Genomic DNA, 26,236 nt, shown 5'->3' with positions numbered 1-26,236 from the left:
GAGTCGACAGGATCGGCTCTGACAGGAGCATCCATGCATGTCATTTCCAAGCGCCCGTTCCACGAGGCGGCCAAAGCCCACCCCAACCAAAGACAGGCCCTGGAAGATCTCTACCGGGTGCTTCGCAAGAGCAAATTCGGCACGCCGGAGGCGATGCGACGGGTTTTCCCTTCACTGGACAACTTCAAGCATAAGGACAAATGCTGGGTACTCGACGTGGGAGGCAATCACCTGCGGATGATCGCCTTTATCCAGTTCGCTCAGAACCGCATGTACGTGAAGCACATTGCCACCCACGCAGAGTACGACAAAATCTGCAAGCGCTACGCGAAAGGAGAACTGTCATGACCGCTGCAGTGTTCAAAGAAGCCTGCCTCAGCTTCGCCCAAGCCGCGGCACCCTATCTCCCCATCCAGGACGACGCCCATTATGAAGAGGCACTGGCACTGGTCGAGAGCCTGCTCGAGGAAGCTGGGGATTCCGCCAGCGACCCGCTCAATGCCGTCGTCGACCTGCTCACACACGCCATCCAGACCTACGAGGACCAGGATGAAGAACTGGTGGCCTTCGAACAACGAGCCCTGAAGCAACCAGCCGATCTCGCCATGCTGCGCTTGCTGATGGCGCAACACCAACTGGGCATCGCCGACCTTCCGGAGATCGGCTCGAAGTCCATGGTGTCCCGGGTGCTGTCCGGCGAGCGCAGCCTCAGCAAGAACCATATCAAGGCGCTGTCGCAGCGCTTTGATATTGATCCAGGACTGTTCTTCTGAAGAGACGCGCTAAGCCACCGGCACCGTCTCCACCTCAAAACCCACCACCTGCCGCTGCTCCCGGGAAAACTCCACCCCAATCAGATGGATCGGCTGCCCCCGCCCCCGGTACTTGTCCGCATAACCTCGATCCTTGATCTGCTGCAGCGCCCGCCCCTGGGGCAGCTGCTCCACCACCTTGAACTCGAACACATACACATGGCCACCGAACTCCACGGCCATGTCCACCTTACCCATGAGGGACGAATCCTCCACCGAGATCCGCAGCCCCAGCGCCGCAAAGTGGCTGTAAAACACACTGGCATAATGCCCCTCATACCGGGCAATGGGATTGTTGCGGTACCAGTCATGGGGCAAGGAGGCGAACAGCGCCTTGAGGTGCACCTCAAGGGCCTCCAGATCATGGGCCTGCAAAATCCTGAACAGACTCAAACGCTGCCGAGGCGACTCAGCCACCCCAAGGGCGGGTAGCAACGCCTGATTCAGACTGGACTCCACCTCCCGGTTGGGATACCCAAGGGTGTAGAGCCAGTACCCCGTCATGGGCTCCTCCACCGCATGCACCGTGAGATACCCCGTCTGGAACAACAGCGCCTCAGTGGCAATCCCATCCACATCAAACCGCCCCAGTAACTCCGCCTCCGTCTGCATCGCATCCAGCCGAGGCGTGAACACACCGCGCTCGCTCAGCAGATCCACCAGGAACGTCGGCGTGGCCGACTCAAACCAGTACGGCGCAAAACGGCGCTCCTGGAACAGCAGCAACAGATCGAACGGATTATAGACTGACGGCGTATCCACTCCGCTCCAGCGATAGCCGTTATACCAAGCACGGATTTCCTGCCGGTCCAGACCAGACAACTCCGGAGAGAACACGCTATCCACATCCGCGTCCGTATAGCCGCAGATATCGGAATATGCCGGTGACAACGTGATGTCTCGCAGATTATTCAGCCCCGAGAACAGGCTCACCTTGCTGAACTTCGACACCCCCGTGAGCAGGCAGAACTGCAGGTGGGCGTCCACCGTCTTCAGCACCGAGTAGAGGTTTTTCAGCCCCTCCCGGACTGCCCGAGCCTGCTCCGGCTCGGTGATATTGTCCAGAATCGGCTTATCGTATTCATCGATCAGCACCACCACCCGCTCACCGGAACGGGCATGCGCCCCGCGGATCAATGCCTCAAATTCCCCCGGGATATCCGTCTCACGATCCAGACTCAATCCCAGCCGCTCACGATTCCAATGCAACTGATCCCGAATACGCGCATCCAGCGCCTCGCGCGTGGCCGCCACCCCACCCCCGAAATCCAGGGTGACCACCGGATAACGCACACTCCAGTCCCAGCGGGATTCGATATACAGCCCGCGGAACAGCTCCTCCCGCCCCTCGAACAGGCAGCGCAGGGTATCCAGCAGCAGGCTCTTGCCAAAACGGCGGGGACGGGAGAGAAAATAGTAACGCCCCTCCATCACCAGCCGGTGAATGTGGGGCGTCTTGTCCACATAGTAATAAGCCCCGCTGACCATGTCGGCGAAGGTTTGAATGCCAATGGGGAGATTGCGTCTGTCGGCCATGGGCGACTCCGGGGGCGGGGATCATGGTGAGCGCTTGCCACCCGATAATATCACTAGCCTGAAGCGTTCAGCCCGCCACCACCCCAGACACACACCTGCAACACAAGCCCCCGTCTAACTCGTCCGCTGATCCTCGGCATCGAGCCGATCCAGAATTGCCAATGCCTCTTCGACATGCCCTGTCGCTGCCATGGCGCGGAAGTGATTCTCGGTATCCCATGCCGCCAGTGCTCGCGCACTGAGTACCTCCACCAACCTGTTGGCACTCAAACCACGACTGCGTGCCAGCAACATGAACTACCATCCCTAAACCGCTTGAGCGGTTGTAGGCATGGTTTCCGGTCTCGATGATCTGTGCGCAGTTGGGCGCTTGCCCTTCTGCGACTTACCCTGATCTCCACCGGCGTAGCCGTCCGGGGACGGCGGTTCGGGGCGCACCGCCCCTACCTGTTGATGGGATTTGCACTGACCGATCACCGCTGTGACGCCGCGTCGGGCAATCACCCGGCTGGCGTTGTGGTCGGCATGATCGATCTGCCCGCAGCGTTGACAGACAAATCGGCTCTGACTGAGCCGATTGTCGGGATGAATGTGGCCGCAAACGGCGCATTCCTGCGAGCTATGGTGTGGTGGCACCACGAGAAACAGCACGTTGTTTCTCGGTGCCTTGTACTGGGCATAGGTTCTGATCTTGCCCCAGGCGCTATGGAGGATGCCCTTGTTGAGCCCCGCCTTGGCGCGGGCACCGTTGGGTGCGTGGCGCCCCCGTTCGTCGGTCTTCGCCTTCGGGCGACGACTCATGGAGGCCACCTTGAGGTCTTCCATGACCACGAGCCTCACCCCCGGCGCCGTCACCAATGCGTGACTCACCTTATGGGCAAAGTCCTTGCGCACGTTGTTGGCGTAGGTGTGGGTGCGGGCCACGCGCTTGCGGGCCTTGTGCCAGCCGGATGAGCCCTTGGCACGTCGCGCCATGCGACGCTGCCAGCGAAGGCGCTGGCGTTCCTTGCGGGCCATTCGCTGCTTTTGCACCGGGTCGAAGGCATACACCGATCCCGTGCTGGCGTAGGCAGGCACCACCACGCCGCGATCCACGCCGATGGTGGCCGCGTGCAATGAAGCCTCATCCCACTGCGATAACTCGGCCTGGATCTCCGCAGGGCGCGGATGGATCACATCATCCTCGGTGGCAAATGACACATGCCACTGCCCAGCATTGATGCTGATAACGATGGATGCGGGCAATGTATGAGGCCGATCCGCGACATAGCGCAACCGACCGAGCGGGTGCTTTTTCGTGCCGACCCGAAGGTGATAACCCCCTTCGCCATCATCCTCGAAAGCAAATAACTCCCGCGTCAGCCAGACGCCTTGTTCGCCGTCTTTTCCATGAATCGTTGTGCGACCGGATAATTTCTGGAAGAATCGACTGTAGGCTTGTTTCCATCGAACCGCGCCATTGCGCAATACCTGGGAGGGCACCTCCCGCAACCACGCCGTATCGGGTCCAATGAACTGGCTGTATTGTTGGTCGATGGGTGGTTTTTGCCCGGTCAGCGACAAGGCTTTTCGGGCGAAGGCGCGAAAATAACGGTCTTCTCTGACCTTGCTGTTATAGATGAATCGCTGACAGCCAATCCAACGCAGCAGGATATTTTCCTGCTGGCGACCGGGATAGCAACGAAAGCGATGTCCGATCATGCCCATACTTGCTATCGTTCCATGAAAACCACCAAGGCGCAACCATGGAAAACACCACCAAATCTCGTTCTCACGCCGTTTATGACATCAAGCTGCATGTTGTTTTTGTGACCAAGTACCGTCGCCCTTGCCTGCATGAAGAACTCAGGGACTACCTGGCTGGTCAACAATCTCAAGACAGCCAGCGCCCGCCGCGCCCGCAATCGTTTTGCCGAGCACTTGGCGGCGTTTTATTGGAAACCGATATTTTGGCACCGCGCCTATTACGCTGGCTCTGTCGGTGGGGCATCCCTGGAGACGATTCGGGCCTACGTGGAATCACAAGGCACCAAACCCCTCAAAAGAAACCCCGCTTGACCCCCTCCTGGCTAACGCCTAGCAGGGGGAATGCGCGGGGAAGTGTTCAAGCGTTCGGCCGTGTCGTCTGGCAGCCGGATCGTCAGTGTCGTCATTGCCATTCCTCCAGACATTGTGCAGGTGTTACCACCCGAAGTTGATCATTCGCTCATCACCGATACCGCTGCTGGGCATTCATGTAATGGCGCAACAACTGATTGATGCGAGTCTGGTAGCCCGCGCCCTGGCCCTTGAACCACTCCAGCACATCGGCGTCGAGACGGATTGTCACCGCCTTCTTTACCGGCACACGTAGCTCGGCGCGCCGAAAGAAGTCTTCGCCCAATTCAGGCATGTCTTGGGTATCGATGTCCTCGTCGTTCATCTTGGCCAGCCGTTCCCAATCAGTTTTCGATGCTTTCGACATACTGTTTCACCTCCTGCTGATCCAGCCGATGCAGATCCAACGCTCTTCGCCGTAGTGCATTCGGCCATCATGCAAGGCCAGCATCGGATGCTGGAAGATGTCCGGCACGTCATTGAAGTCGATACCATGCTTGCGAATGTTGGCCTGATTCTTGGCTTCGTCCCACTCAAACCGCATGGGGAATCCCGTATTTACTTACGTACATACACAATACTCTTTCAGGTGAAAACGCGCAGCCCCTGCAGACACATACTGAACCTCAATCGTTTCACAAATCCCACCAACCGAACAGACAACCACTTGATCTAAAAAGCCTCCAGGCAGACCATATCGGTTCATCATCGTTTCACCCGGAACCGCCATGCGCCTGACCACCGACGAGCTCCTCTCCCGGCTACGCGCGCTCAGAACCGCCTCGCGGGCCGAACTGGCCGACGCCTCGGGCGCCAGTGCGCCCACCGTCTACCGTCGCCTGCGTGAAGCCGAGGCGCGGGGAAAGATCGTCTCCTTTGGTCGTGGACCCGCCACCCGCCACGCCCTTCGCGGGCCGCTGTTCAACCGCGCCGACACCGCCTTCCCGATCCACCGCGTGGATCCCGATGGCCATGTCCAACCTCTTGCCGAGCTGATCGGTCTCGACCACGGTGCCATGCTGGTTCGCCCCACCCAACACAGCCCGCTACCCGGGCTGCTCTTCGGTGAAGCCGGCACAGGCCTGTTCGATGATCTGCCGTTCTTCCTCCAGAACCTGCGGCCCCAGGGCTTTCTCGGTCGCCTGAATGCCCACGCACTCCCCGCGTTCCCGCACAACCCGGAGCACTGGTCCACCGATCAGATCGGCGCCTGGCTACTGGATCACGCGGTAGACACCCCCGGCGACCTCCTGCTCGGGGACGCGGCTGTCGAGCGTTGGCGAGCATGGCAACCAGAGCGCGCCACCATCGATGACTTCCCGGCCCTGGCCCAACGCGTCCTCTCCGGGGGCGCCCCCGGCTCCTCCGTGGGGGGCGAGCAGCCCAAGTTCACCGCCGAGGTGGCGGGGCGCCCGGTGCTGGTGAAGTTCTCGCCACCGGACGACGGCAGCGCGGTGGCCCAGCGCCTGCGCGACCTCCTGGTCTGCGAGTACCTAGCCCTGACCACGCTCGGAGACCACGGACTGGCCGTGGCCGAAAGCCGGTTGCTGGAACGGGAGGGGCGGTTCTTTCTGGAGTCCGTGCGCTTCGACCGGACCGCGCGGGGCGGGCGTCTACCCGCGCTCTCATTGCTCACTGTGGATGCAGAGTTCTGCGGTATCGGCCGGGACTGGGGCCTGACCATCCAGGCCCTTGCCCGGCAAGCCCGGGTCACCGACGACACGCCAGCGACCGTCACCCTGCTTCAGGCCTTCGCCCACTGGATCGAGAACAGCGACCAGCACCTGGGCAACCTGACCCTCCAGCCCCACCCCAACGGGCGGCTGGCCCTGGCCCCGGTCTATGACATGCTGCCCATGCTCCACGCACCCCGTCCTGGTGAGGTGCCACCGACACCGGTCTTCCAGCCCCCACCAGCCCACGGAGGCATCGAGCCGTGGCGCCAGGGCGGCGCCATGGCACTGGATTTCTGGCGGCGAGCGGCGGTGGATGAGCGGATCTCGCCGGACTTTCGCGCCGTGGCGGCCAGGAGGGCGGAGGCCGTGGAAGTCGCGTTGACCACCCCAGAGGCGGCGGACCCCACTGCTCACTGTTGGTAGCGTTTCCAGGAATCGCCCAATCAACTGGCCGAAGCCCTGGGCGCGAGACTGCCCCCGGCGAACCGTCGTCAGCGGTGGGCGTCGGGGCCCCGTGCGGGGCCCGTAAGGCAGTTGGGTTAAACCGTATTACGACGGCGACGCAGGAAGCCCAAACCGAGGAGTCCGGCCCCGAACAACATCAACACCGTCGGCTCGGGCACCTCACTGGGAGGATTGGCGTGCCCGGTCACGCTGACTGGGGTGGCCAGTGCATTACTCCCCCCAGGCCGGAGATAATGATCAGAAAAACTCACCTCAATGTAAGCTTCATCCTCAATCGACCCAAGCAAAAGCGCGTCAGTCCAGTCGATTCTCGCAGAGCTTTGATGACTCGAAAGCTCCCAAGGCAATGGGAAAATAAACAAGAATTTCCTATCCCAGCTCCATGCTACGTTATAGCTCAGCTCACCCCGCACCTCATGTGTGCCCTCCCACGCCCCATACGGAGCCTCGGCCAAATCAAGCTTCAGGGTGAATTCACTGGAGAAACTCTCTGACCCTGACCGAGAGGACCAGCCACTCCCGGAGTCATTCGCGCTCCTCTCGGCATTATCAAACGAAATTTGCACCGGGTTGAAGCCATCAATGCCAGTCACCCGATAGCCGTCATCAGGGTCCACCGTCACGTCAAATGGCTGCCAATTCGTAGTGATGCTCACCCGGCCATGGGGATCCGGTGAGGCAAGCTCGAAGCTCGATTTGTCCGACGGGGTCAAAGTGTAAGTGATCAGGCTCGCCTGGGCGCCCCCCCCAAAACACACCCCGCCTGCGATGGCCGCCGCCACCGACATCCTCTTCATCATGCCTGCCTTGAACCCCATTGGAAGCTCCTTGTTTTCAGTGTTCTATCGACGGCCAAGCAAATGCACATGCCATGCCAACATGAGAAAAACGTGAATTCGATTACATTTAAAATGTGATGAAAGTCTCAAAAAATGCGCTCGCCGTAACATTTTCCGGCGCCGGCCGTACCGCTCAAGACGTCCCCAACGCACCAAACCGCAAGCGGAGCCACGTGACTCAGCTCTCATTGCAGGCGGAGTAAAAGTAAAAAAAACCGACACTCTCTGCATGCCCCGTGTTGTTTCCCAGACTATTCCACCCCACTTTTCCCACACGGATTCTGGCTGCAGGCCGAGGCTTTTCCCGGATTATGGCCTCGGGTGAAGGATTCCTGGAAGGTGAACGGATGCGGGAGAGCGTAGGCGCGAGCCTTTGGTGACTCGCGCCCGGGAGAGGGTTCAGAAGGGATCCTGCTCGTCGTCGAACAGGGAGGTCTGGCGCAGGTTGACGGATTGACGCTCGGCGGCCATGGCCTCATGCAGGGCGATGGCGTAGCGGTGGCCGATGTGCTCGGTGAGGATTTCCAGCAGTTCCCATACGGCCAGGACCTGTTCCGGGGTCCAGTGAGCCGGTAGGGGGATGGTGAGGGTGTGATGGTGGGTCATGGTCGCAACTCCTCCAGGGCGGTCTGCAGGTGGTCGGCGCTGACCCGGTGGACCTGATCCTGGGCGGCGCAGGTCAGGGCGTAATGGGCCAGGCGGCCGACGGGGCGTGGCATGCCGTGGGTGGCCTGGTAGAGGCCTTCGATGGCCTCGGGTTCGAACAGGGGCAGTTCGCAGCCGACCCGGCGCAGGCGGTGGGCCAGATAGTCGGGCAGTTCCTCGCGGCTGAGTCCCCCCAGGTGATGGCGCACGACAAGGCGCTGGGCCAGGGACTCATGCACCGCCATGCCCAGGCGCCGGCGCAGTTCGGTGAGGCCGACGAACAGCAGGCACAGGCGGGGATCGGAGTCCATGGCGTAGTTGGTGAGCAGGCGCAGATCCTCCAGGACGTCGTTGCGCAGGTGATGCGCCTCGTCGATGATCAGCACCGGTAGCTGCTTGCTCTCCAGGGTGAGCCGGGAGATCTCGGCGCGCACCTGGCGGAAGGCGCTGGCGCGGTTGCGTTCGGTGGGCAGGCCCAGTTCCCAGGCGATGGACTTGTACATGTCCATGACGTTGCCGGTGGTCAGGGGGATGTAGAAGGTGCGGTAGAGCCCCGAGTGCAAGGTGCTGGTGATGCGCCGGCAGGCGGTGGTCTTGCCGCTGCCAGCCTCGCCGGTGAGCAGGCCGATGCCGCGCAGACGCAGCAGGTGTCTGAGCCGGGCCTGAGCCTCCCGCAGGGTCTGGGACTCGAACAGATCTTCACTGTTCACGTTGGGTTCGAAGGGGTAGTCGGTCAGGCCGAAGTGCTTGCGGTACATGGCCTCAGTCCTCCGCCGACTCGGCGTCGAAGTGCCGCCAGTGCATCCCTGAGGGGTTGGGTTCCGGGGCCTGATCCTCGCTGCGGGCCTCGCGCGAGGGCGTGTTGCGCTTGACGAAGCAGTTGGCGTACAGATCCACGGGCTTGGCGGTTTCCACGTACCGGCCTTGATGAACGATCTGCACGGTGCGCCGGGTGGCCCCGGGGTCGTAGCGCAGCGTGACGCGCTCACCGATCAGGGCAGCATCCACTTCGTAGATCACGCCATCAAGGCTGACGGTACGGTCCTTGTGGACCTTGCGCACCGCCTCGAACAGGCACAGATCCTCCAGGTCCATCCCCGGGTCCAGATAGCGCACCTGGTCACCGTCCTGGGCCCAGCGCTCCAGGGGCGTCAGCCCCTCCAGGCCGCGATGGGGGTTGTGGTGATATTCCCCCTCGACCCAGGCCCACAGGCGCCGGTTCAGGGCCTCCAGGCTGGCGGTATCCTCCGGTGTGAGGGTGTTCAGCAGTTGGGCCCGTACAGTCCTGAAAAACCTTTCAATTTTACCCTTGCCCTGAGGGCGATAGGGGCGCGCGTGGATCAGGGCAATGCCCAGCTTGGCGCAGACCAGGGCCAGGTGGTGGGAGCGGTAGTTCGCGCCGTTATCGACGTATAAGCGTTCAGGGAGGCCACGCTTGCTCAGCGCCTGGCGGAGCACGGGCAGGAAGGCGCGGGTGTTCTCCGACAGGGCGAAGGCGGCATGGGGGATCACGCGGGTGGCATCATCCATGAAGGCGATCAGATAGGTCTTGCGGCGCACGCGCCCCTCGACAGTGACACTGGGGCCGTGCATGACATCGCTGGACCAGAGTTGACCGGCCCGGGCGAAGGCGAAGCGGCGGCGATCCTGGTCATGAGTGGCCTCGGCCTGGCGCTGCATCAGCCCATGACGGGTGAACAGGCGGTGGATGGTGGAGGGCGGCAGCGGCAGATCCGCGTCCACCGCGCCATTGTCGCGCAGGTGTCGGATCACCTGGCGCACGGACCAGGAGGCATGTTCCTCCTTCAAGGCGATCAGGGCCTCAGCCACGGCTGCAGGTAGACGCCGGGGCTGGCCACGATCCTGGCGTGACCTGGGCAGCAGGGCGTCAAAGCCCCCCCTGGCGGTACTTCTTCATCCAGTCCCGCAGGGTCTCGGCGGCCACATGGGTGCGATCACTGCCGGGGATCTGATGGGAGCGGGCGGCAATGGCATGGAGCTGGGTATAGAGGCCGGGCGCGCCGGGCGGTCGACGCACCAGGTCGGCGATCAGCCCGAAACGGAACAGGGCGATCTCGTGGCGCAGGTCATGGGAGGGATCGGGCATGGCAGCGTCTCCAGGGCGAACGACCCAAACGGTCGCTCCACGACGCTACGCCCCGCTGCCAGGCGGGTCAGGGCCCATTGTGTGTTGGTCCAGTGATGGACTGGACGCACCGCCACTGCCGCGGTGGGCAAAACCGAGTGGCGGCGGCAACTGATCAAGCCAGGGCGCGGTAATCTCACGCAGGGCGGGAAGCAAGGGCGTCTGACCCAATGCGATCTGGCAGGCAGTCACGGTGGGAGCGCAGTCAGTGAGCAGGTCGGGCAGCAGGCCCCTGAGGCGGTGCAAGCAATCGCCCACCGCATCCTTGCGGCGACGCACCCAGCGCACCGCCCCCGCCTCCTCGATGTCGGGGCGCAGGATCCTGGCGGCCGCCACCAGACTGGGTGCGGTCTCCGCGGTCATCACCGCCACCTCTACCGTCTGCAGCGTTCCCGGCCAGCGGGCCGCCAGACAATCGGGTATCAGGGAAAACGTGCGATGCCCCAACGGGCAATACCAGCGGGCGATCCGCGCTCCCCAGGGGCGCTTGCGCGCATAGCTGCCGTGGCGGGCAAAGCCACAGCCCCCGGCGGGATGCAGCGGACAACACGTCAGGCTTGCCTTCAACCAGCCTTGCTCGGTAACGTATTGTTCGCCGGTAAAGGGCGTTCTCAAGCGCAGTAGCACCGGCCACCGGCCCGCACGGCGGCTACCGTGGCGGGCCACTTTTATGGGTTGGCCTCAAATCATGCCCTGGCACGCCCCGGTCTACCAGTCCCGGTGAATCAATCTGGACATCTCCCCCACAGAGCCCACCCACACTCTGCCACCGTCCCGACTCCCTCACCGGGGGAATAATCTGCCTCAAATCAGGTGGTGATCAGCGATCAGGGGTGGGAAACAACACCCCGCCAAAGTAAGAACCTCCCGGTGCCACGACAACACCCAAAGAGCAGCCACTCAGCGTGGCCACGTTCGGCGGCCTCGACATGTCGGAACGGTTTACAATCCAACAAGCAAACCTGTGACGCAGCTCGCAAGAAAGGGCCGCCCATTGCTGACCCTAAAGCAACCTGAGACCCGCTCTCCACGGCCATCCACACGGATGCGCCATTGACCGAAGCGGGGCGGTCTCTCTGGAAAGCCTTCTGGCCCACCCGAACGACTGCGTACCGTAGGGCGTTGATTCCCTGATCCATGACCCTGCCACGGGAGATGCCTTGAGCGTAGTGCTTGAAATACGCGACGCTGGCCTCATAATGAGGCAGTCGAGCGCTTCAAGCGCCCTTGAACCGACGCCATCGACTAACAGCAACAGCCATGGCGACGGATATCCTTACAGTAAGCAGAGGCCACCGCCCCCACGCAACCAACCACGCGAAAATAGCGGCGCAAAAGCAACCACTTAAGCCAGCAAGCAACGATGGCCTGAGAATTGCTTAAAAGTGGCATCGAGTCAAATACGGGGAACGCGTAACGGCTCCCCTGAGGGTTTCACATGTCTCAAGATGATCACGCAGATCAAACACAACCCGAGCAGACCAGCCCTCAGGAGACCCTGTCCAAACAGGCTCGGAAGCGCCGTCGCCTCACCAAGGCCGCCCTCGCGTCGGGTCCCGTGCTCATGACATTGAGCAGCAAACCCCTGATGGCGGACACGATGCGGATGGCCAACTGCCACCCATCGGGTTGGATATCCGCCAATACATCTCTTCAAACGGATCCTGTCGATTGTGGAGGCCGGACCCCTGGCTACTGGCAGGGGGATGCGTCCGGGGAATGGGGCAGAGGCGATAAGTTCAATGACGAATTCGAGGATGTCATTGAACAGTACTATGCCTATAATGCTAGTGCTCAGGAATACGTTAAAGCCACAATGGAACATGCAGTGCAGAGGAACTACGGCGTCTACCATGATGAAAACGAAGACGATGACGATATTTATGATAGGAGTTGGACTGCCGTCGAAAACATGAAGCGCCAACTGATCCGTTTCGGCGCTGCGGCGCTCCTGAACGCGCGCGACACTCATGACTACCCGCTCAGCGAGGAGATGGTGAAAGAGATTGTCACTGAGGTTCTGAATACAGGATTCTACACCACGAGCACGCAAGTACAACTGAGTGCAGAAGTGGTCAAGAATTTCCTTGAGAACACCATGAACACACCATCTTGGGGACCACAAATCACACTGTAGTTTTGGTTTGGAGCATGGGGGCAGATATACTTAGCCATCAAGTCAATAAGGACACAGACGGCTTTGTATGACAATACAGCCACGCACTACCCAGCCAAGACTTAACGCTCCATGACCATATGCAATGCGCCCGCATGGATTTGCAACCCTTACGTGGAAATCCGCCAGTGGAGTTCCACATGCATGGGATTCCACCGCGGCACTGGTGAGACATACATGCTTTCCTCTCCAGCAGCGCACATTCTGAGACTACTCAGCCCAACCGAACCCAGATCGCTGGAAGCCATCCAGCCTCAGGCCGCCACCCTGCTGACGCTGGATGAAGATAACCTCGCGAACATCGAAGACACACTTCAAGCCATCATTGACACGTTGGTACAGTCTGGTCTCGCCTTAGACTGCTCAAAATGAGGATCTCCGACCTCTCACTACCAGAGACAGAGCAAAGCCTCTCCACAGGCCAACTCAAGCTGGTGACCGGCCCTTTCACCACGAGAATCCGCAGTCGCATCCCCTCGGTTGCTATCGGCCTCAAAACGCTGTACGGCGACTTCACCCTAGCCCCGGAAGACAGCTTCGCCGACTTCTACTGTGAGTTGCGCCCGCCAAACAGTATTCGCCGCTACTATAACCCCCAGGTCCTGTTCCTTGCCGACGGCCGCAGCGTCTTCAAACCCCTGGCCTACTACCAAGCCTTCCCGATGCTCGAATGGGGCATGAACTGGTGCATCGCCATGCAGGCCCCGCAATACCTGGTGTTCCATGCCGCCGCGCTGGAAAAAAACGGCAAGGCACTCATCCTTCCCGCGCCACCGGGGTCCGGAAAAAGCACCCTTTGCGCAGGGTTGGCATGCCGAGGCTGGCGCTTGCTGACCGATGAGTCCACACTGGTAGACCTTGAAACCGCCCAGATCACCGGCCCGGCACGCCCTGTAAGCCTCAAGAACGCCTCAATCGATGTGATACAGTCATTCGCACCGGGAGCAAGCATGGGCCCCATTTGCCACGACACACTGAAAGGCACCGTCGCACACCTGCGACCACCCGCCGAAAGTGTTGCACGGGCAGGCGAACTGGCCAAGCCCAGATGGGTGGTCTTCCCTCGTTATGAAGCCAACGCCGAAACTCGCCTGACCCCTCACCCGCCCGGCGAGGCCTTCATGCGGCTGGCGGGCAATTCCTTCAACTATGCGGCCCTTGGCACCATTGCCTTTCATCGAACCGCAGATCTCATGGAACAGGTGGAAGCCTTTGACTTCGTCTACAGCCGTCTGGAGGAGGCCGTTCAACTCTTCGATGAGATCGCAGCCTGACGGCACTGCCTGCCTATGCAGGGCACTGGCCAGACCGGAAAGCATGACCGAACTGAGCCCCCGACAATGGGAGGGGACGGTGGCGGCCGCACGCGAGACCTCGCTGCTAGGCACCTTGTGGCATCTAGCCGTACTGGCCGGCATCCACGGTCAACTGCCCACAAAGCCCGCGCAACATCTACTGGGCGGATACCGTCTGTCCCAGCACAACGCAGAAGCCCTGCGCTGGGAACTGCAAATTCTGGATCAGGGACTGCTCACCAAGCTGCCCCCCGCTATCGCACTCAAAGGGGCCGCCTATCTGCTGGCGGAGTTGCCCAACGCGCCCGGTCGCGTCGCCAATGATCTGGACCTTCTCTTCCCGCGGGATCAGGTGGAACAAGCCGAGTCGCTACTCTTCTTCGAAGGCTGGAACACCACCCACCACGACGAATACGACCAGCGCTATTACCGCCAGTGGATGCACGAACTACCGCCACTGCAGCACCATAAACGCGGCACCACACTGGATCTGCACCACAACATCCTCCCGGAAACCTTCAAGGTTCGGACCGACGCCACACCACTGATCACCCAAGCCACCTCAGTGCCAGGCTCCTGGCGCTTCAAAACACTGGCTCCCACCCACCTGGTGCTTCACAGCGTTGTGCATCTGTTTTCGGAAACAGAGTGGGATCGCGGCCTGCGTGACCTGTACGACATTCACACCCTGGTGACGCACTTCGTGTCACAACAGGGAGACTCGTTCTGGTCGAAGCTTCTGGATGAAGCCGAACAACTACGGATAGGCTGGCTGCTGGAGCGTGCCATTGCCTGCTGTCAGGCACGTCTTCTCACACCCGTTCCTAACGAAGCCCAGCAGCATCTCAAGGCTCACGCCCTCTCAAAGCCGTTCCAGGCAGCCAACAGACAGCTATTCCTGCATGGCCTGAACACCCGCAACAGCCACACACCGCGCACCGACGCCCTGGCGCGCGGACTGCTGTTTCTGCGAGGCCATTACCTCAAGATGCCGCTACCTCTACTAACCCGGCATCTATTCCACAAGGCCTTTCTCGCCAAAGAACCGGAAACCCCTCAATCCGATGACAGAGGCCCCGAGACCCACGGCTGAGCCAAAACCAGCCCAACGGACCTATCCCGCACCGAACACATCAGCCCTGCCGCCTCGGTGCACCCCCCCTCCCCAACGCCTCGCCACGAACAAACCCCGCATCCGCCGGTTCCACCCCCGGATATTCGCTCCCTGAATCCGCCAAACGCTGGCGTGAACCCTTCTCCCGCACAGCCGGTCGTCCAGGGTGGGCCTTCTCCCAACCACCCCAGTCACGAACACCACGCAACCCCCACCAAGCCGCCGCACACGCCTGCCACCCCAACCAACCGGCCGCCGCCGCAATCCACACGCTCGTCGGATCCGGCCTCAACCCCGCCATGTACAGTTTGCCCGTCTCCATCACCAAAGCGAGCATGAACGCCAACAGGACCGCCAGCCACAAACCCCGCCGAGGCGTGATGCCCCCCGGCCCCCAGCGCCACAACCACACACCGATGCCCACCGGCACATACATCACCACATGCAGCAGCAGGCTTCCGATCGCAACCGCCTCCGGCACCATATAGTGATACCAGAAGGGCAGGAATCGTACCGATTCCAGTTTGGCCAGCACCGACCCCGTCTCCAGCGCAAAGCCCTTGCCCCCAAGGTTGAGCACCACCATGAGAAGCAGATAGGGAATAAACAGCAAAAGCACCGCCGGGCGTGCCCAAAAACGCATCCGATGCGGGGTGAAATAAGCGCGACCAACGTACAGCACCACGCCCAGCGTCACACCCAAGGCGCGTGAGAGGGCCGATCCCCCTTCGGCGACGCCCGACACGGTGAGAAACTGGCCGAACTCCACCAGCAAACCAAACGCCACACCAGGCACCAAAGCAAGCAGGATGACGCCAAACGCCGACACCGCCGGAACACGCTCCACCAGCCACCAGCCCAACAGGACCCCCATGGGCAAGGTCATCACCACTATCATGCTCCGCAGCACCCACCAGCGAATCCCCAAGTCCTCGCCCACGGGCGCGCGCCACAGCCCCCAGCTGTCCGAATCCAGCTTGCCCGCCCACTCCTGCCAGGACACCATGAAATCCAGCGGCAACCAGGCAAACAGCACATAGGCGACAACATATAGCACCAACCCCCTCCGCAGGGCCCCAAGCCCCCCCTGGCGCAACATGGCAAGCCACCGACGTCCAGGCCCCGATAAGCCGTACCATGCCAACACCCCCAGTACCCCGCCGATAAAGTTGCCACTCATATCCAGCAGCGAAGGCTCTCGGCGGGGCAACCAGAACTGCAGAAACTCCACCATCGCGGTGGTTGCCAGGGCCAGCAGGGCCACGAACAGCCCCACCAGTAAATGGCCCAGGAAACCGCGCACATAGCCGGACAACCAGGCCGCCCAGAACAGCCCAAGGGGCAAGAACATGAGGATATTGGCCACCCACTGCTGCCGCGCCGAGGCGCTCATCTGAGGGAAGCTTAGGCTTGTGAAATGAGACCAGGCCTGGGCAAAACTCTGGTTGCCGAACTCGAAGGGCATCAGGGTGGCGTACAGGACTGCCACCCAGGATAGCCAGGCCCAAAGAACCACTCTCTTTGACATGGGTAAATGCGTTGCTCTAAACGTGAGTAGGCAGCATCATCTCATCATGAAGGGAAATCGCACAGGGCGCCCCTCGAAAGAGGCCTTCATTCCAACAGCGGTTGTAACCCAACCCATTCAGTGATTGAATTTGGGTGGGCCAACAACACCCTGAGTGCCAAGGACCATGACAACACCCACCAACTCAGCCTCGGTGATGAGACCGTCAGGGGGCACCGCCCCGGTCCCGAGCCAAAACGGCAGGTGGCAACCGGCACTTTTCATCAACATCGCCTTGGCGCTGGCCGGCTGGCTAAGCCTCTCCACGCCAGCCCTGGCTGATGGTGATTTCGTTACCGTCCGCGATGCTGGCGAACTACGCCAGGCACTGAGGGCCGCAAAGCCCGGGGACACAATCAACGTCGCCCCGGGCGATTACTTTATATCCGGCCTCACGCTTGAGCAAAGCGGCCATCCCAAAACCCCCATCACCGTACAGGGAATCATTCCGGGGGAGGCACGTCTCTGGTCCAGTGGCAGCGCCCAAATCCAGCTGTCGGGCGCTTACTGGATCATCCGTGGCCTGGATTTTCAGGGCACCCAACAGGCCCATCGCGCCCTCCATCTCACTCAAGGGGCCAATCACGTGCAGGTCATTGAGAACCGATTCCAGAATTTCCATACGGCTCTGGAGAGCAGTGGGGGTAGGGATTCGGGCGAGCGCCGATTCCCGGATCACGTCACCGTCAAAGCCAACGTGTTTATCAATGACTACCCCCGTGAGACCAGCACCCCGGTCGCTGCCATGCGGGTGACGGGAGGCCAGGACTGGACCATCACTCAAAACTTCATCGCCGACATCGCCCCCTCCCCTCATCGACAGGATCGCTACGCCACAGGCGCCATCATCCGGGGAGGCGCCTATGGAACCCGCATCGACAGAAACCTGATCATGTGCGAATGGAGACATCAAGGTGGCCAGCGTATCGGCCTCTCTCTCGGGAGTAGCGGCACACATCAACAACATATGGATTTCCGACGCATCGGCACCTGTGCCGGAAACTGCCCGGAAGTGGAGTCCGCCCAAATCACCAATAACATCATCCTCAACTGTCCGGACGAGCCGGGCATCCACCTACATCGCGCCCCAAACACTCAGGTTTCCAACAACACCATCCATAACGCCTACGGAATCCAGGCACGATATCCCGAAACCACGGCCCTCATCACGGATAACCTGCTAACCGGCACCGTATGGCCACGCGATGGCAGCGACGTCGAATCCACCCACAACATCGAGACGGGCTGGTTCAGCCGTGCCAGCTACATCCCCGCGATCAAACGAAGACTCTCCATTCCCAACCCTACCCGACCTGTGGCCGACATAGCATGGGTGGATCGTTTGGTACGCACGTCCAGTGAAGCCGCTGTATCGGCAGTCGACTGGCTCGGGGACACCGCACTGGGAAAGGGGATTGGCTCCCAAAAAAAATGGATGCTGGCTCCCCACCTCGGCAATATGCAACTCAATGATGGCCGCCGAATCGTCGCCCAAGGCTCCTTCCCATCAGCTATCGCGCACGACTTCTGCGGGCAATCACGGTCAAGCCCCTCGGACATTGGCGCCATTGAATACAAATCCGGGGAATGCGACCTATTGTCAGAGATCGAGGACCGCCATCACCACTTGGTGATGAATCTGCTGAATCACCCTCGCTCGGTCGCACCTCCAGACTGGTCTCGACAGGTCCAGACATCGGAACAGCACCCCGTCACCCACATCCCCGAAAATACAACCAAAAAAGCCAATCCTGGCAACCTTCGGGAGATGGTGTCCCAACTCCAACCAGGAGATCATCTTCAGCTCGCCCCCGGTGAATACACCCAATCCCTCAATTTACGCGAACTGCGTGGCACGGCAGACGCACCCATCGTCATCTCCGGCCCATCAGAGGGGGAGCCGGCAATATTCCTCGCCAGGAGCGGGCGTAATACAATCCAGTTACGAAACTCAGCGCACCTCGTCATACAACACCTCACCCTGGACGGGCGCGGACAGAACGCCGCCGCCATCGTGGCCGAAAGCGAGGGGGAGCACACGCACAGCATCACCATCCAGTACCTGCGGATATCGAACTACGACCGCTCGCAGGGCCACATAGGCATCAGCACCCGGGTGCCAGCCTGGAACTGGGTGATCCGCAACAATGAGATTCGAAACGTTGGCACCGGCATGTACCTTGGCCGACCCGATGGATCTGCCCCCTTTGTAGCCGGCCTCATCGAAAACAACCTGTTCGAAAAAACGACCGGCTACAACGCTCAGATCAAGCACCAGAACGTGCGGGATCTCGTTCCCGGGATGCCATCCCATCCTCAACAGACCATCATCCGCTACAACGTCTTCAGCAAGGCTCAAAGCTCAAGCACGGGGAATAGTGCCCGCCCTAACCTCCTGCTTGGGCACTGGCCGCCAGAAGGCGTAGGAATGCATGACAGGTATCTCGTTTACGGGAATATCTTTTACCAAAACCCGAGTGAGCGCCTGTTTCAGGGCGAGGGCAATCTGGCAATCTACAACAACCTTTTTGTCAACCACCATGGAGACGGACTGATCGTCCGGCCCCATAACCACACGCCCAGGCAGGTACACATCCTGAAGAACACGTTCGTGGCCAATGGTTTCGGTATCAACATCGTCCAGCCAGACACGGATTATGAACAAGTAGTGGCGGGGAACGCCGTCTTTTCGGACAATCCCCTTGTGCTTCCGGGACACGTCGACTCCAGGCAGAACTTCACAGCGGATCGTGCGGATGCACGAGCATTGCTAATATCCCCAGAGTCCGGCTTGGAAGGACTGGACTTATACCCGCGCAATCGGTCCTTGCAATCCCCTAATCCAATTGAACACACACTGGTCGCCCCAGGGCTGAATGTGGACTTCAACAACCGAACACGACACCACAACACATGGGGTGCCTATGATGACAACGCCAAGGAAAACCCCGGACGATCGGGTCGAATCGGGCCAAATGTAGAGAATTGTAAACCCTGTCAGCGATACCATTAGCGCGGCAATCAAACAAATCACTTCATTTTGCAGTTAATTTCTTTTAAATCAGAAATTTATCGGAGCCGTGACGGACATAAATAGTCGCCGGGTTAATAACCACAGGCTCGCAGCGCACCATAGTCGCTACGTTAGTGCCTGCCTTGTGTGCTCCTAGCACGCCGGACACGGACCATTTCGGCACAAAGTCGCGCGCACCCCCCATCCCTTATCGAAATAGCTTGCCCGTTGTGCTAAAACGTCACAGCCAAATGGGCTTAGCCCCAACAATGCGATGGTAAGACGCTCTTGAATATACTGCTCACTTTCGATATCGAAATTTGGTGCAACGGCTGGGAGTCCCTTGATGCGGACTTTCCCGATGCGTTTAGTCGTTATGTGTACGGTCGTTCCGCTGCCGGGCACTACGCCCTGCCCAAGACCCTGGAGATCCTCAATCGCCATGGACTCATTGGCGTGTTCTTTGTGGAACCTCTGTTTGCGGGACGCTTTGGCGTTGAGCGCTTGGCAGAGATCACTGGGTTGATCTCGGAGGCGGGCCATGAGGTGCAGTTGCACCTTCACCCCGAGTGGACAGACGAGATTAGGCCTCGCCTCATACCAGATAGCGACCGAAAACGCCAACACCTATCCTATTACACGCGCGAAGAGCAGCGCGCTCTCATGGCCCATGGCTTGCGATTGATGCGCGAAGCAGGCATTGAGGGGATCAATGCCTTCCGGGCCGGCAATTTCGCCTGCAATGCCGATACCTTCTGGGCCTTGCAGGACAACGGCATCACCTTCGACAGCAGCCTCAACGCTACTCGCGCTGTCAGTGCACCGGATTTACAAGACGATCACCCCCATTATAGTCCTTTCAGAAGATGTGACCTTTCGCTTTACCCGATGACCATCTTCGTGGACGGGCTTGGCCGTCCACGCCACGCTCAAATTGGCGCGTGCAGTGCGCAAGAATTGACTGAAGCGATGAATGATGCCCAAGCACATGGCTGGGAGAACTTCGTCATACTCAGCCACAACTTCGAATTACTCAAGTCGGGACGTTCTGTGCCCGACATGGTGGTTGTCCGGCGCTTTGAACGGCTTTGCGGGTTTCTTTCTGAGAACGCCGATCGTTTTCCAACCATCGGGTTTCAGGACTTGACGAGTTTCTCCGGATATCACGCGAGCACACCACCCATACCACGAGTAGGCATCTTCCCCACCATCATTCGTCATGGTGAGCAGTTGCTGCGGAGATTGCTGTGAATTCGTACACCGAAGAATTCGCCCCATTCGTCTTCTATCTGAACTTTCGACTCGGCGAAATCGGCTTGGCCGAGCGAAAGATTCCTGTGCTCCGGAAAATCCATTCAATGGACGAGATCGCCGCCGGCAGGTCAGTACCAGTCCCCTCAGTGCTTCCTGATGAATGCGCGGGAGTATATCTGGCCAGGCTACCGCAGGTCGCGCGCGATGCCGCACTTTCCGATACTTCTGGGCTCACCACCTACGAGGCCAAGCAATACCAGCACTGCTACATCGACTTATCGGGCACTTTCGACGACTACTTGGCGCGTTTTTCTAGCAAGACCCGCTCAACCCTCAAACGAAAAATAAAGAAATTCTCTGAGTTCACTTTGGGCCTGGATTTTCGGGTATTCCACGAGGTTCAAGATATGGCAGTATTTCACGCTGACGCACGCACGGTATCCGCCCTTACCTACCAAGAGCGCCTGCTTGACGCCGGCATGCCTGATGGCCCGGTGTTTGTCGAACGTCTTCACCAGCATGCGGCGAATAACAGCGTTCGCGGCTTCCTGCTATACGATCGGGGCCGTCCCGTTTCGTATCTTTATTGTCCCGTAAAAGGTGCCAGCGTGGAGTACGCTTACCTTGGCTACGACCCCGCCTATGGCAAGTACTCACCGGGCACAGTGCTACTATGGCTTGCTCTGGAACACCTTTTTGCCGAAAAGCGTTATCGCTTCTTCGATTTCACCGAGGGGGGGGGCGAACATAAACTGCTCTTCAGCACACATCAGGTTGCATGCTCCAATATTCTCCTGCTCAGGCCAACCGCTGGTAACCGAATCAGCTTGCAGACGCACCGCGCGCTCAACACCTGCAGCGATACGGCTGGCAGTATTCTCGACAAGATAGGGCTAAAGCATGGACTGAAGAAGTTCATCCGACGGAAGGCTGCCTGATTTCAAATGACCTCACCTATGACACCACAGTGACCACCTCCAGTGGCAACTTGATGAATAGAATTCGAGCCCGGACCCAAGGTATGGGGCCGGATGAACTGCTACGCTTTGTCGCGAGCCGCGTCGTGCGCTATAAGTCGCATGTCGTGTTCAAGCACGAACTCGTCGGTATCCAAGGGCCGGAGTGGCCTGAAGGCATCAAGCTTTCGCTACTCAGGAGCCCCGAAGACCTGTCAGAACCCATCATTACAGACCTGCTCACGGCCACCATCTCAAACCAAGCTTACCTTGATGACATCCGCAAGGGCACGGCTTTAGGTATTGTCGCCTACGAGGGAAGTCAGCTCGCACACTTCGCCTTCGTCATGAAAGGCTCTGCGACCCTCAAGATGCTGGGTTTTGGAACCGATTTCGCGCTTCTCGGTAACGCCAGAACGCTTACCCCCTTCCGTGGGCGCGGACTGCAGACGCAATCGATCCGGGCTCGTCTTGTTGCCGCGAGGGATGCTGGTTTCAGGGCCGCTGTATCCGAGACTTCACCTCGTAATTATGCCTCTCAGAAGGCGCTCGCACGAGCCGGGCTTTCCCCCCAGGGCACGGTAAAAATAATTCTTATTCTTAACTGTGTTGTTCTTCGATATTCATCGTTTCCAAGGCCAGCACTCAGCGTCACGATAATCTGATCCGGGAGAGCCTATTTCTTGCATTTTGAACGGGAGGCCAGTTGGCGGTCGTGATGTATGATCAAATGTCATACCGCCACTTTTGAGGCGCGAGGCATTCTCCCTTCAAGCCACTTATCGCGTGTTTTCGGTTTATTGATCTCCCCCCTTTCTGCAAGCATGCATTAAAACGCGCGAATATGGGGTCCGCACCGCTAATGTCCTCTTTACATATAAGCCAAGTCGCGCGACCCGCCTCACTGTGCAAGGCGTTATATTGGATATCCCTGATATATCCAGATATTGGAATTCGGAAACTCCCGTAGAACAACCTCTATCAATCCCGCTGTTCAAACTCACTTTGATTGCTACCGCCTACTAATGCACACTCGTCATTTTCGAGCATACCGCAAGAACACCTCACCCCAGGAGACCCGGACATTGAGTGAGACCATCCCGCAACGAAGCCAGCCAAAGGTTTCGATACTTATCCCCAGCTACAACACCGCCCAATTTATCTCCGAATCCATTAATAGCGTGTTGGACCAGGACTACCCGAACAAGGAAGTTATTGTCATCGACGATGGCTCCACGGATGAGACACTTAACATACTCGCCGCCTATGGTGACCGCATAAGGGTTATCCAACAGGGTAACCAAGGTGCGGCGGTGGCTAGGAATCGTGGATTGGACGTGGCACAAGGACACTACATTGCTTTCCTGGACTCCGATGACATCTGGCTGCCCGCCAAACTCTCTACCCAAATTGCCTATCTGGAAGCCCACCCTGAAATTGGATTGGTTTACTCTCGATGGCAAACATGGAAGCCAGATGCCAAGGGCCGATTCCCACCTCCGCATGCCATGAGCCTCGTTGGCGCTGCCCCGCACTCACCTCAGGCCAGTATCATTCCAGAATGTTCCGGCTGGCTTTATGACCGATTGCTCACAGGTGGCTCGCTCCTCCACACAATTACAGTGGTAGCGCGACGTGAACTAATCGAAAGAGTTGGGAGATTCGACCCAGAGCTCAAGCGAGGCCAGGACTACGACTACTGGATCCGAGCCTCCCGCCATACCGAGATTCATCAATTGGAACCGGTTCTGGCCTTGTACCGGCTCCATGGCAATGGGTGTATTAGGAAATGGCCAGACCTCAACTATGAGGGTCTAATTTTAAAACGAACCATCTCGCGTTGGGGCCTTGAGGGGCCCGATGGACAAATCGCGGATGGGACAGCAGTTAAACGACGCATCGCACAAACGCACTTTGATTTTGCCCATCACCACTACTGGGGAGGGCAACCTCGTCTCGCCGCAAAATCATGCCTTGAAGCCATTCAGCTAAATCCATGGCATACCGCCAGCTGGCGTTACCTTGCTGCCAGCCTGGCAAAAGCCATTTGGTCCCGCATTGGAGCACCCAGAGCATCTGGCCGCACCAGAACCTGACCGGATGCGGCTACCGTTAGATCGCCGGACTCCATAGGCTCGGAATTATCTTCGTGCTACCATGGCCCGTGGCAGACGAATGCACGAGAGTCCCAATTCCCGCGGGCAAGCTTGCAGCTGACCCGATAAACACACTGGAAGGAGGGAACCCGCAAATATGAACATCGAGAAAACCGACGGCCTCCACAGGTTCTTCCTCTCCTCCGCAGCATCTTTCCCGGAACGACCGGCAATCGATGTGGAAGGGCAGGTGTTGACCTATGCTCAACTTCTTCATCATGCACAGCGTGTAGGGCAAAGCCTTTTACAAACTGGTAAGCAAGCTGACACCTCCTTAGTGGGGATCCTGGGGTCGCGCACTTTACCAGTGTATACCGGCATATTGGGCGGCCTGATGGCAGGTTTTGGGATCGTGCCCCTTAACCCTGCGTTCCCTCCTGCCCGCATTCGACACATGATCAACCTTTCAGGTTTGAGGACTATCGTCGTTGATGCCGGTGCGGTCAAGCTCCTGCCAGAATTCCTTGATTGCCTGGACGCCGCTTTGACTCTTGTGCTCCCGTCGGGCGAGATCCCGGACGAGTTCGCGGCTCGCTGGCCGGAACACAACTTCGTTTCAGTCCCGGATCTCGGATTCGATCCCTCATGGACGCCACCGCCTGCCAATCCTGATGACCTGGGCTACCTGTTTTTTACCTCGGGAAGCACCGGCACCCCCAAGGGAGTGGGGATGTCACATAGCAATCTTGTCAGCTTTGTTGAAATGTCGCTGGATCGCTATATCCCTTGGGGCATCAACGAAAATGATCGTTTTTCCCAATTCTACGACATCACCTTCGATTCCTCCTTGTTTGACCTATTCGTTTCATGGTCAGTAGGGGCTTGCCTGTGTGTGCCTTCTGCCAGTGAATGGATCAACCCCAATCGTTACATTCTGGATAAATCCCTCACAGTGATAGACATCGTCCCTTCGGCCGGTCACGCCATGAGCCGCCGAAACGGATGGCGGGCTGGTCGTTTCCCATTGTTGCGCTTATGCCGTTTTGGGGGTGAAGCGCTGTCTTCAGACCTTGCCTTGGCCATGTGCGAGGCTGCGCCAAATGCAGAAATCGACAATGCATATGGCCCGACCGAGTGCACGGTAGATTCTGCCTATTACCGATGGGATCGAGAACACTCGCCGTCTGAATGCGAACATGGCATGGTACCCATCGGCTACCCAGGTAATGGTGTAAGCTTTCTTGTAGTGGATGAAGCATTCAGTGCCGTTTCACCTGGCCACGATGGCGAGTTGCTCATTGCCGGTCAGCATGTCACCCAGGGATACTGGAAGGACGACAAACGTACCGAAGCCGCCTTCATGCAGTTACCAGACCAAGCCAGGCGCTACTACCGCACCGGGGACTTGGTACGGCAGCCCGAGCCTGGTAAGCCCTATATCTTCCTTGGCAGGATTGATCATCAGATCAAGATCGGGGGGGTGCGCATTGAACTCGGCGAAGTGGAACAGGCGCTTAGAGATGTCTCTGGCACGGATCAGGCGGTCGCTCTAGGTTGGCCACTCACATCTAGCGGAGCAGCTGGACTCGTCGGATTCATCTGCGGCGGCACATTTTCCACAGAACTCATGCGTGACCAGCTTAAAGAGCGCCTGCCCATGGTGATGGTGCCACGGCAGATCCTGACCCTTGATGCACTTCCGTTGAATGTTAATGGGAAAGTCGATCGAAAAGCTCTATTAGAGCGACTGGAGCAAAAATCGGAGGGCGGATGATTTCAGCCAAGCTACGCAAATCCATTGACCAAAATGGATGGATCGGAACGCTCGCTTTAGTCCCGAAGAATATCAAATTCCTGCTCACAGACTTTGATATAAGGCACGGCACCGACACTCGATGTGACATAGGCGCTCAAGGTATGGAGCTACCGAGCCACCACGAAGGTTACGAAGGCGTTCCGCATCGATTGTTTCATAAGATCATTGCCCAACTGGATGTCGACTTGCGTGGATACACCTTCGTAGACCTGGGCTCTGGTAAGGGTAAGGCATTGATGCTGGCTGCGCACCATCCCTTCCAACGAATCCTGGGCATCGAATATGACCTTCATCTTCATGAGGCCTCATTGAACAACCTCCGGCGCTATCGGCCCTCTGCTAACCGCCTTGATGCCATTGAGTGCCGTCATGGCGATGCCAGGGAAGTTGAATACCCTGCCGGAAATCTTTTGGTTTACCTCTTCAACCCTTTCGGTTCCCCTATTCTAGCCGAGGTACTGGCCAAACTGACGGAATTACCCCAAAACGAGAACGGGGAAATCCTGGTCATTTATCAAAACCCATTACACAGGAATCTGTTTGATAATTCCCCTTATTTTGAAGTCATTCATGACAGTCACTATAGGATGGGCCTTTGGAGCAAGCCACCTATCGGCCGAGTCGTCATTTTCCATAAGAAGGCTTGCACATCAGCATAATCGACGAATATCTCAAGCCCGTTGCCAGATATTTATGACCGTTGAAAAAATCACACAGAAACGCCCCAGCAGGG

At 58.9% G+C, this 26,236-nt stretch carries 26 protein-coding genes and 1 pseudogene; 15 read left to right on the top strand and 12 right to left on the bottom strand.

Features of this window, described 5'->3' with window-relative positions; translation table 11 throughout:
• Window positions 1-33: 33 nt before the first annotated feature.
• Window positions 34-348: a type II toxin-antitoxin system HigB family toxin gene (locus ECTOBSL9_RS07870; protein ID WP_063464603.1), complete on the top strand. Its 315-nt coding sequence runs from the start codon at window positions 34-36 to the stop codon at window positions 346-348.
• Window positions 345-773, top strand: a complete 429-nt coding sequence (locus ECTOBSL9_RS17500; protein ID WP_063464602.1) for a type II toxin-antitoxin system HigA family antitoxin — start codon at window positions 345-347, stop codon at window positions 771-773. Before ECTOBSL9_RS07870 ends, ECTOBSL9_RS17500 begins: the two co-directional genes overlap by 4 nt.
• A gap of 9 nt (window positions 774-782) precedes the next feature.
• Here ECTOBSL9_RS17500 and ECTOBSL9_RS07860 read toward each other — a convergent pair whose 3' ends face one another.
• The 3 genes from ECTOBSL9_RS07860 to ECTOBSL9_RS07850 form a co-directional block, all read right to left on the bottom strand.
• Complete coding sequence (locus ECTOBSL9_RS07860) at window positions 783-2,348, bottom strand: ATP-binding protein (RefSeq protein WP_063464601.1); 1,566 nt, start codon at window positions 2,346-2,348, stop codon at window positions 783-785.
• A 114-nt stretch (window positions 2,349-2,462) separates the two neighbouring features.
• Window positions 2,463-2,642 (bottom strand): hypothetical protein, encoded by a 180-nt coding sequence (locus ECTOBSL9_RS07855; protein WP_063464600.1) that lies wholly within the window; start codon window positions 2,640-2,642, stop codon window positions 2,463-2,465.
• 12 nt (window positions 2,643-2,654) lie between these two features.
• Complete coding sequence (locus ECTOBSL9_RS07850) at window positions 2,655-4,049, bottom strand: transposase (RefSeq protein ID WP_240481088.1); 1,395 nt, start codon at window positions 4,047-4,049, stop codon at window positions 2,655-2,657.
• A 44-nt stretch (window positions 4,050-4,093) separates the two neighbouring features.
• Between ECTOBSL9_RS07850 and ECTOBSL9_RS16550 the strand changes: the two are divergent.
• Window positions 4,094-4,406: pseudogene (locus ECTOBSL9_RS16550) on the top strand (transposase).
• 151 nt (window positions 4,407-4,557) lie between these two features.
• Here ECTOBSL9_RS16550 and ECTOBSL9_RS07845 read toward each other — a convergent pair.
• Window positions 4,558-4,812: a BrnA antitoxin family protein gene (locus tag ECTOBSL9_RS07845; protein ID WP_063464598.1), complete on the bottom strand. Its 255-nt coding sequence runs from the start codon at window positions 4,810-4,812 to the stop codon at window positions 4,558-4,560.
• Window positions 4,813-4,818: 6 nt separating this feature from the next.
• Window positions 4,819-4,989 (bottom strand): BrnT family toxin, encoded by a 171-nt coding sequence (locus ECTOBSL9_RS16545; RefSeq protein WP_205632006.1) that lies wholly within the window; start codon window positions 4,987-4,989, stop codon window positions 4,819-4,821.
• 184 nt (window positions 4,990-5,173) lie between these two features.
• On the opposite strand from ECTOBSL9_RS16545, the gene ECTOBSL9_RS07840 reads away from it, so the two are divergent.
• Window positions 5,174-6,544, top strand: coding sequence for a HipA domain-containing protein (locus tag ECTOBSL9_RS07840; protein ID WP_063464597.1), 1,371 nt, complete (start codon window positions 5,174-5,176; stop codon window positions 6,542-6,544).
• Window positions 6,545-6,660: 116 nt separating this feature from the next.
• On the opposite strand, the gene ECTOBSL9_RS07835 is transcribed toward ECTOBSL9_RS07840, so the two are convergent.
• The 6 genes from ECTOBSL9_RS07835 to ECTOBSL9_RS07810 form a co-directional block, all read right to left on the bottom strand.
• Window positions 6,661-7,404, bottom strand: a complete 744-nt coding sequence (locus ECTOBSL9_RS07835; protein WP_063464596.1) for a PEP-CTERM sorting domain-containing protein — start codon at window positions 7,402-7,404, stop codon at window positions 6,661-6,663.
• A 420-nt stretch (window positions 7,405-7,824) separates the two neighbouring features.
• A complete protein-coding gene (locus ECTOBSL9_RS07830; protein WP_063464595.1) occupies window positions 7,825-8,031 on the bottom strand; it encodes a hypothetical protein in 207 nt (68 codons plus the stop codon).
• On the bottom strand, window positions 8,028-8,828 hold the full coding sequence (locus ECTOBSL9_RS17725; protein ID WP_063464594.1) for an ExeA family protein: 801 nt from the start codon (window positions 8,826-8,828) through the stop codon (window positions 8,028-8,030). Before ECTOBSL9_RS17725 ends, ECTOBSL9_RS07830 begins: the two co-directional genes overlap by 4 nt.
• Window positions 8,829-8,832: 4 nt before the next feature.
• Window positions 8,833-9,951 carry a DDE-type integrase/transposase/recombinase gene (locus ECTOBSL9_RS07820; protein ID WP_240481112.1) on the bottom strand — a complete coding sequence of 373 codons (1,119 nt, stop codon included), beginning with the start codon at window positions 9,949-9,951 and terminating at the stop codon, window positions 8,833-8,835.
• A 7-nt stretch (window positions 9,952-9,958) separates the two neighbouring features.
• On the bottom strand, window positions 9,959-10,177 hold the full coding sequence (locus ECTOBSL9_RS17300; protein ID WP_063464592.1) for a hypothetical protein: 219 nt from the start codon (window positions 10,175-10,177) through the stop codon (window positions 9,959-9,961).
• Between the two features lie 45 nt (window positions 10,178-10,222).
• Window positions 10,223-10,831 (bottom strand): hypothetical protein, encoded by a 609-nt coding sequence (locus tag ECTOBSL9_RS07810; RefSeq protein WP_063466084.1) that lies wholly within the window; start codon window positions 10,829-10,831, stop codon window positions 10,223-10,225.
• Window positions 10,832-11,654: 823 nt separating this feature from the next.
• Between ECTOBSL9_RS07810 and ECTOBSL9_RS07805 the strand changes: the two genes are divergently transcribed.
• From ECTOBSL9_RS07805 to ECTOBSL9_RS07790, 4 genes are all read left to right on the top strand, one after another.
• On the top strand, window positions 11,655-12,353 hold the full coding sequence (locus ECTOBSL9_RS07805) for a hypothetical protein (RefSeq protein ID WP_063464591.1): 699 nt from the start codon (window positions 11,655-11,657) through the stop codon (window positions 12,351-12,353).
• A gap of 183 nt (window positions 12,354-12,536) precedes the next feature.
• Window positions 12,537-12,764, top strand: a complete 228-nt coding sequence (locus ECTOBSL9_RS07800) for a hypothetical protein (protein ID WP_063464590.1) — start codon at window positions 12,537-12,539, stop codon at window positions 12,762-12,764.
• Entirely contained in the window at window positions 12,761-13,666 is a 906-nt protein-coding gene (locus ECTOBSL9_RS07795; protein ID WP_063464589.1) for an HprK-related kinase A, read from the top strand. The genes ECTOBSL9_RS07800 and ECTOBSL9_RS07795 overlap by 4 nt, the downstream gene beginning before the upstream one ends.
• A 43-nt stretch (window positions 13,667-13,709) precedes the next feature.
• Window positions 13,710-14,780: a nucleotidyltransferase family protein gene (locus ECTOBSL9_RS07790; protein WP_082829819.1), complete on the top strand. Its 1,071-nt coding sequence runs from the start codon at window positions 13,710-13,712 to the stop codon at window positions 14,778-14,780.
• Window positions 14,781-14,820: 40 nt separating this feature from the next.
• Here the strand turns inward: ECTOBSL9_RS07790 and ECTOBSL9_RS07785 are convergent, their stop codons facing one another.
• A complete protein-coding gene (locus tag ECTOBSL9_RS07785) occupies window positions 14,821-16,329 on the bottom strand; it encodes a VanZ family protein (protein ID WP_082829818.1) in 1,509 nt (502 codons plus the stop codon).
• Window positions 16,330-16,495: 166 nt separating this feature from the next.
• Here ECTOBSL9_RS07785 and ECTOBSL9_RS16540 point away from each other — a divergent pair, with 166 nt between their 5' ends.
• From ECTOBSL9_RS16540 to ECTOBSL9_RS16530, 7 genes are all read left to right on the top strand, one after another.
• Entirely contained in the window at window positions 16,496-19,381 is a 2,886-nt protein-coding gene (locus ECTOBSL9_RS16540) for a chondroitinase-B domain-containing protein (protein ID WP_082829817.1), read from the top strand.
• 288 nt (window positions 19,382-19,669) lie between these two features.
• Window positions 19,670-20,632 carry a hypothetical protein gene (locus ECTOBSL9_RS07775; protein WP_063464586.1) on the top strand — a complete coding sequence of 321 codons (963 nt, stop codon included), beginning with the start codon at window positions 19,670-19,672 and terminating at the stop codon, window positions 20,630-20,632.
• A complete protein-coding gene (locus ECTOBSL9_RS07770) occupies window positions 20,629-21,573 on the top strand; it encodes a GNAT family N-acetyltransferase (protein ID WP_063464585.1) in 945 nt (314 codons plus the stop codon). Before ECTOBSL9_RS07775 ends, ECTOBSL9_RS07770 begins: the two co-directional genes overlap by 4 nt.
• Window positions 21,574-21,656: 83 nt before the next feature.
• Window positions 21,657-22,256 (top strand): GNAT family N-acetyltransferase, encoded by a 600-nt coding sequence (locus tag ECTOBSL9_RS07765; RefSeq protein ID WP_063464584.1) that lies wholly within the window; start codon window positions 21,657-21,659, stop codon window positions 22,254-22,256.
• A gap of 360 nt (window positions 22,257-22,616) precedes the next feature.
• On the top strand, window positions 22,617-23,687 hold the full coding sequence (locus ECTOBSL9_RS16535) for a glycosyltransferase (RefSeq protein WP_082829816.1): 1,071 nt from the start codon (window positions 22,617-22,619) through the stop codon (window positions 23,685-23,687).
• Window positions 23,688-23,844: 157 nt separating this feature from the next.
• Window positions 23,845-25,461: an amino acid adenylation domain-containing protein gene (locus ECTOBSL9_RS07760; RefSeq protein ID WP_063464583.1), complete on the top strand. Its 1,617-nt coding sequence runs from the start codon at window positions 23,845-23,847 to the stop codon at window positions 25,459-25,461.
• Window positions 25,458-26,162, top strand: coding sequence for a class I SAM-dependent methyltransferase (locus tag ECTOBSL9_RS16530; protein ID WP_082829815.1), 705 nt, complete (start codon window positions 25,458-25,460; stop codon window positions 26,160-26,162). The genes ECTOBSL9_RS07760 and ECTOBSL9_RS16530 overlap by 4 nt, the downstream gene beginning before the upstream one ends.
• Window positions 26,163-26,236 lie beyond the last annotated feature (74 nt).

This window comes from Ectothiorhodospira sp. BSL-9 (assembly GCF_001632845.1).
GTDB lineage: Bacteria > Pseudomonadota > Gammaproteobacteria > Ectothiorhodospirales > Ectothiorhodospiraceae > Ectothiorhodospira.
Note: the sequence above shows the minus strand (reverse complement) of the source record. Positions and strands in the feature narration are given on the sequence as shown.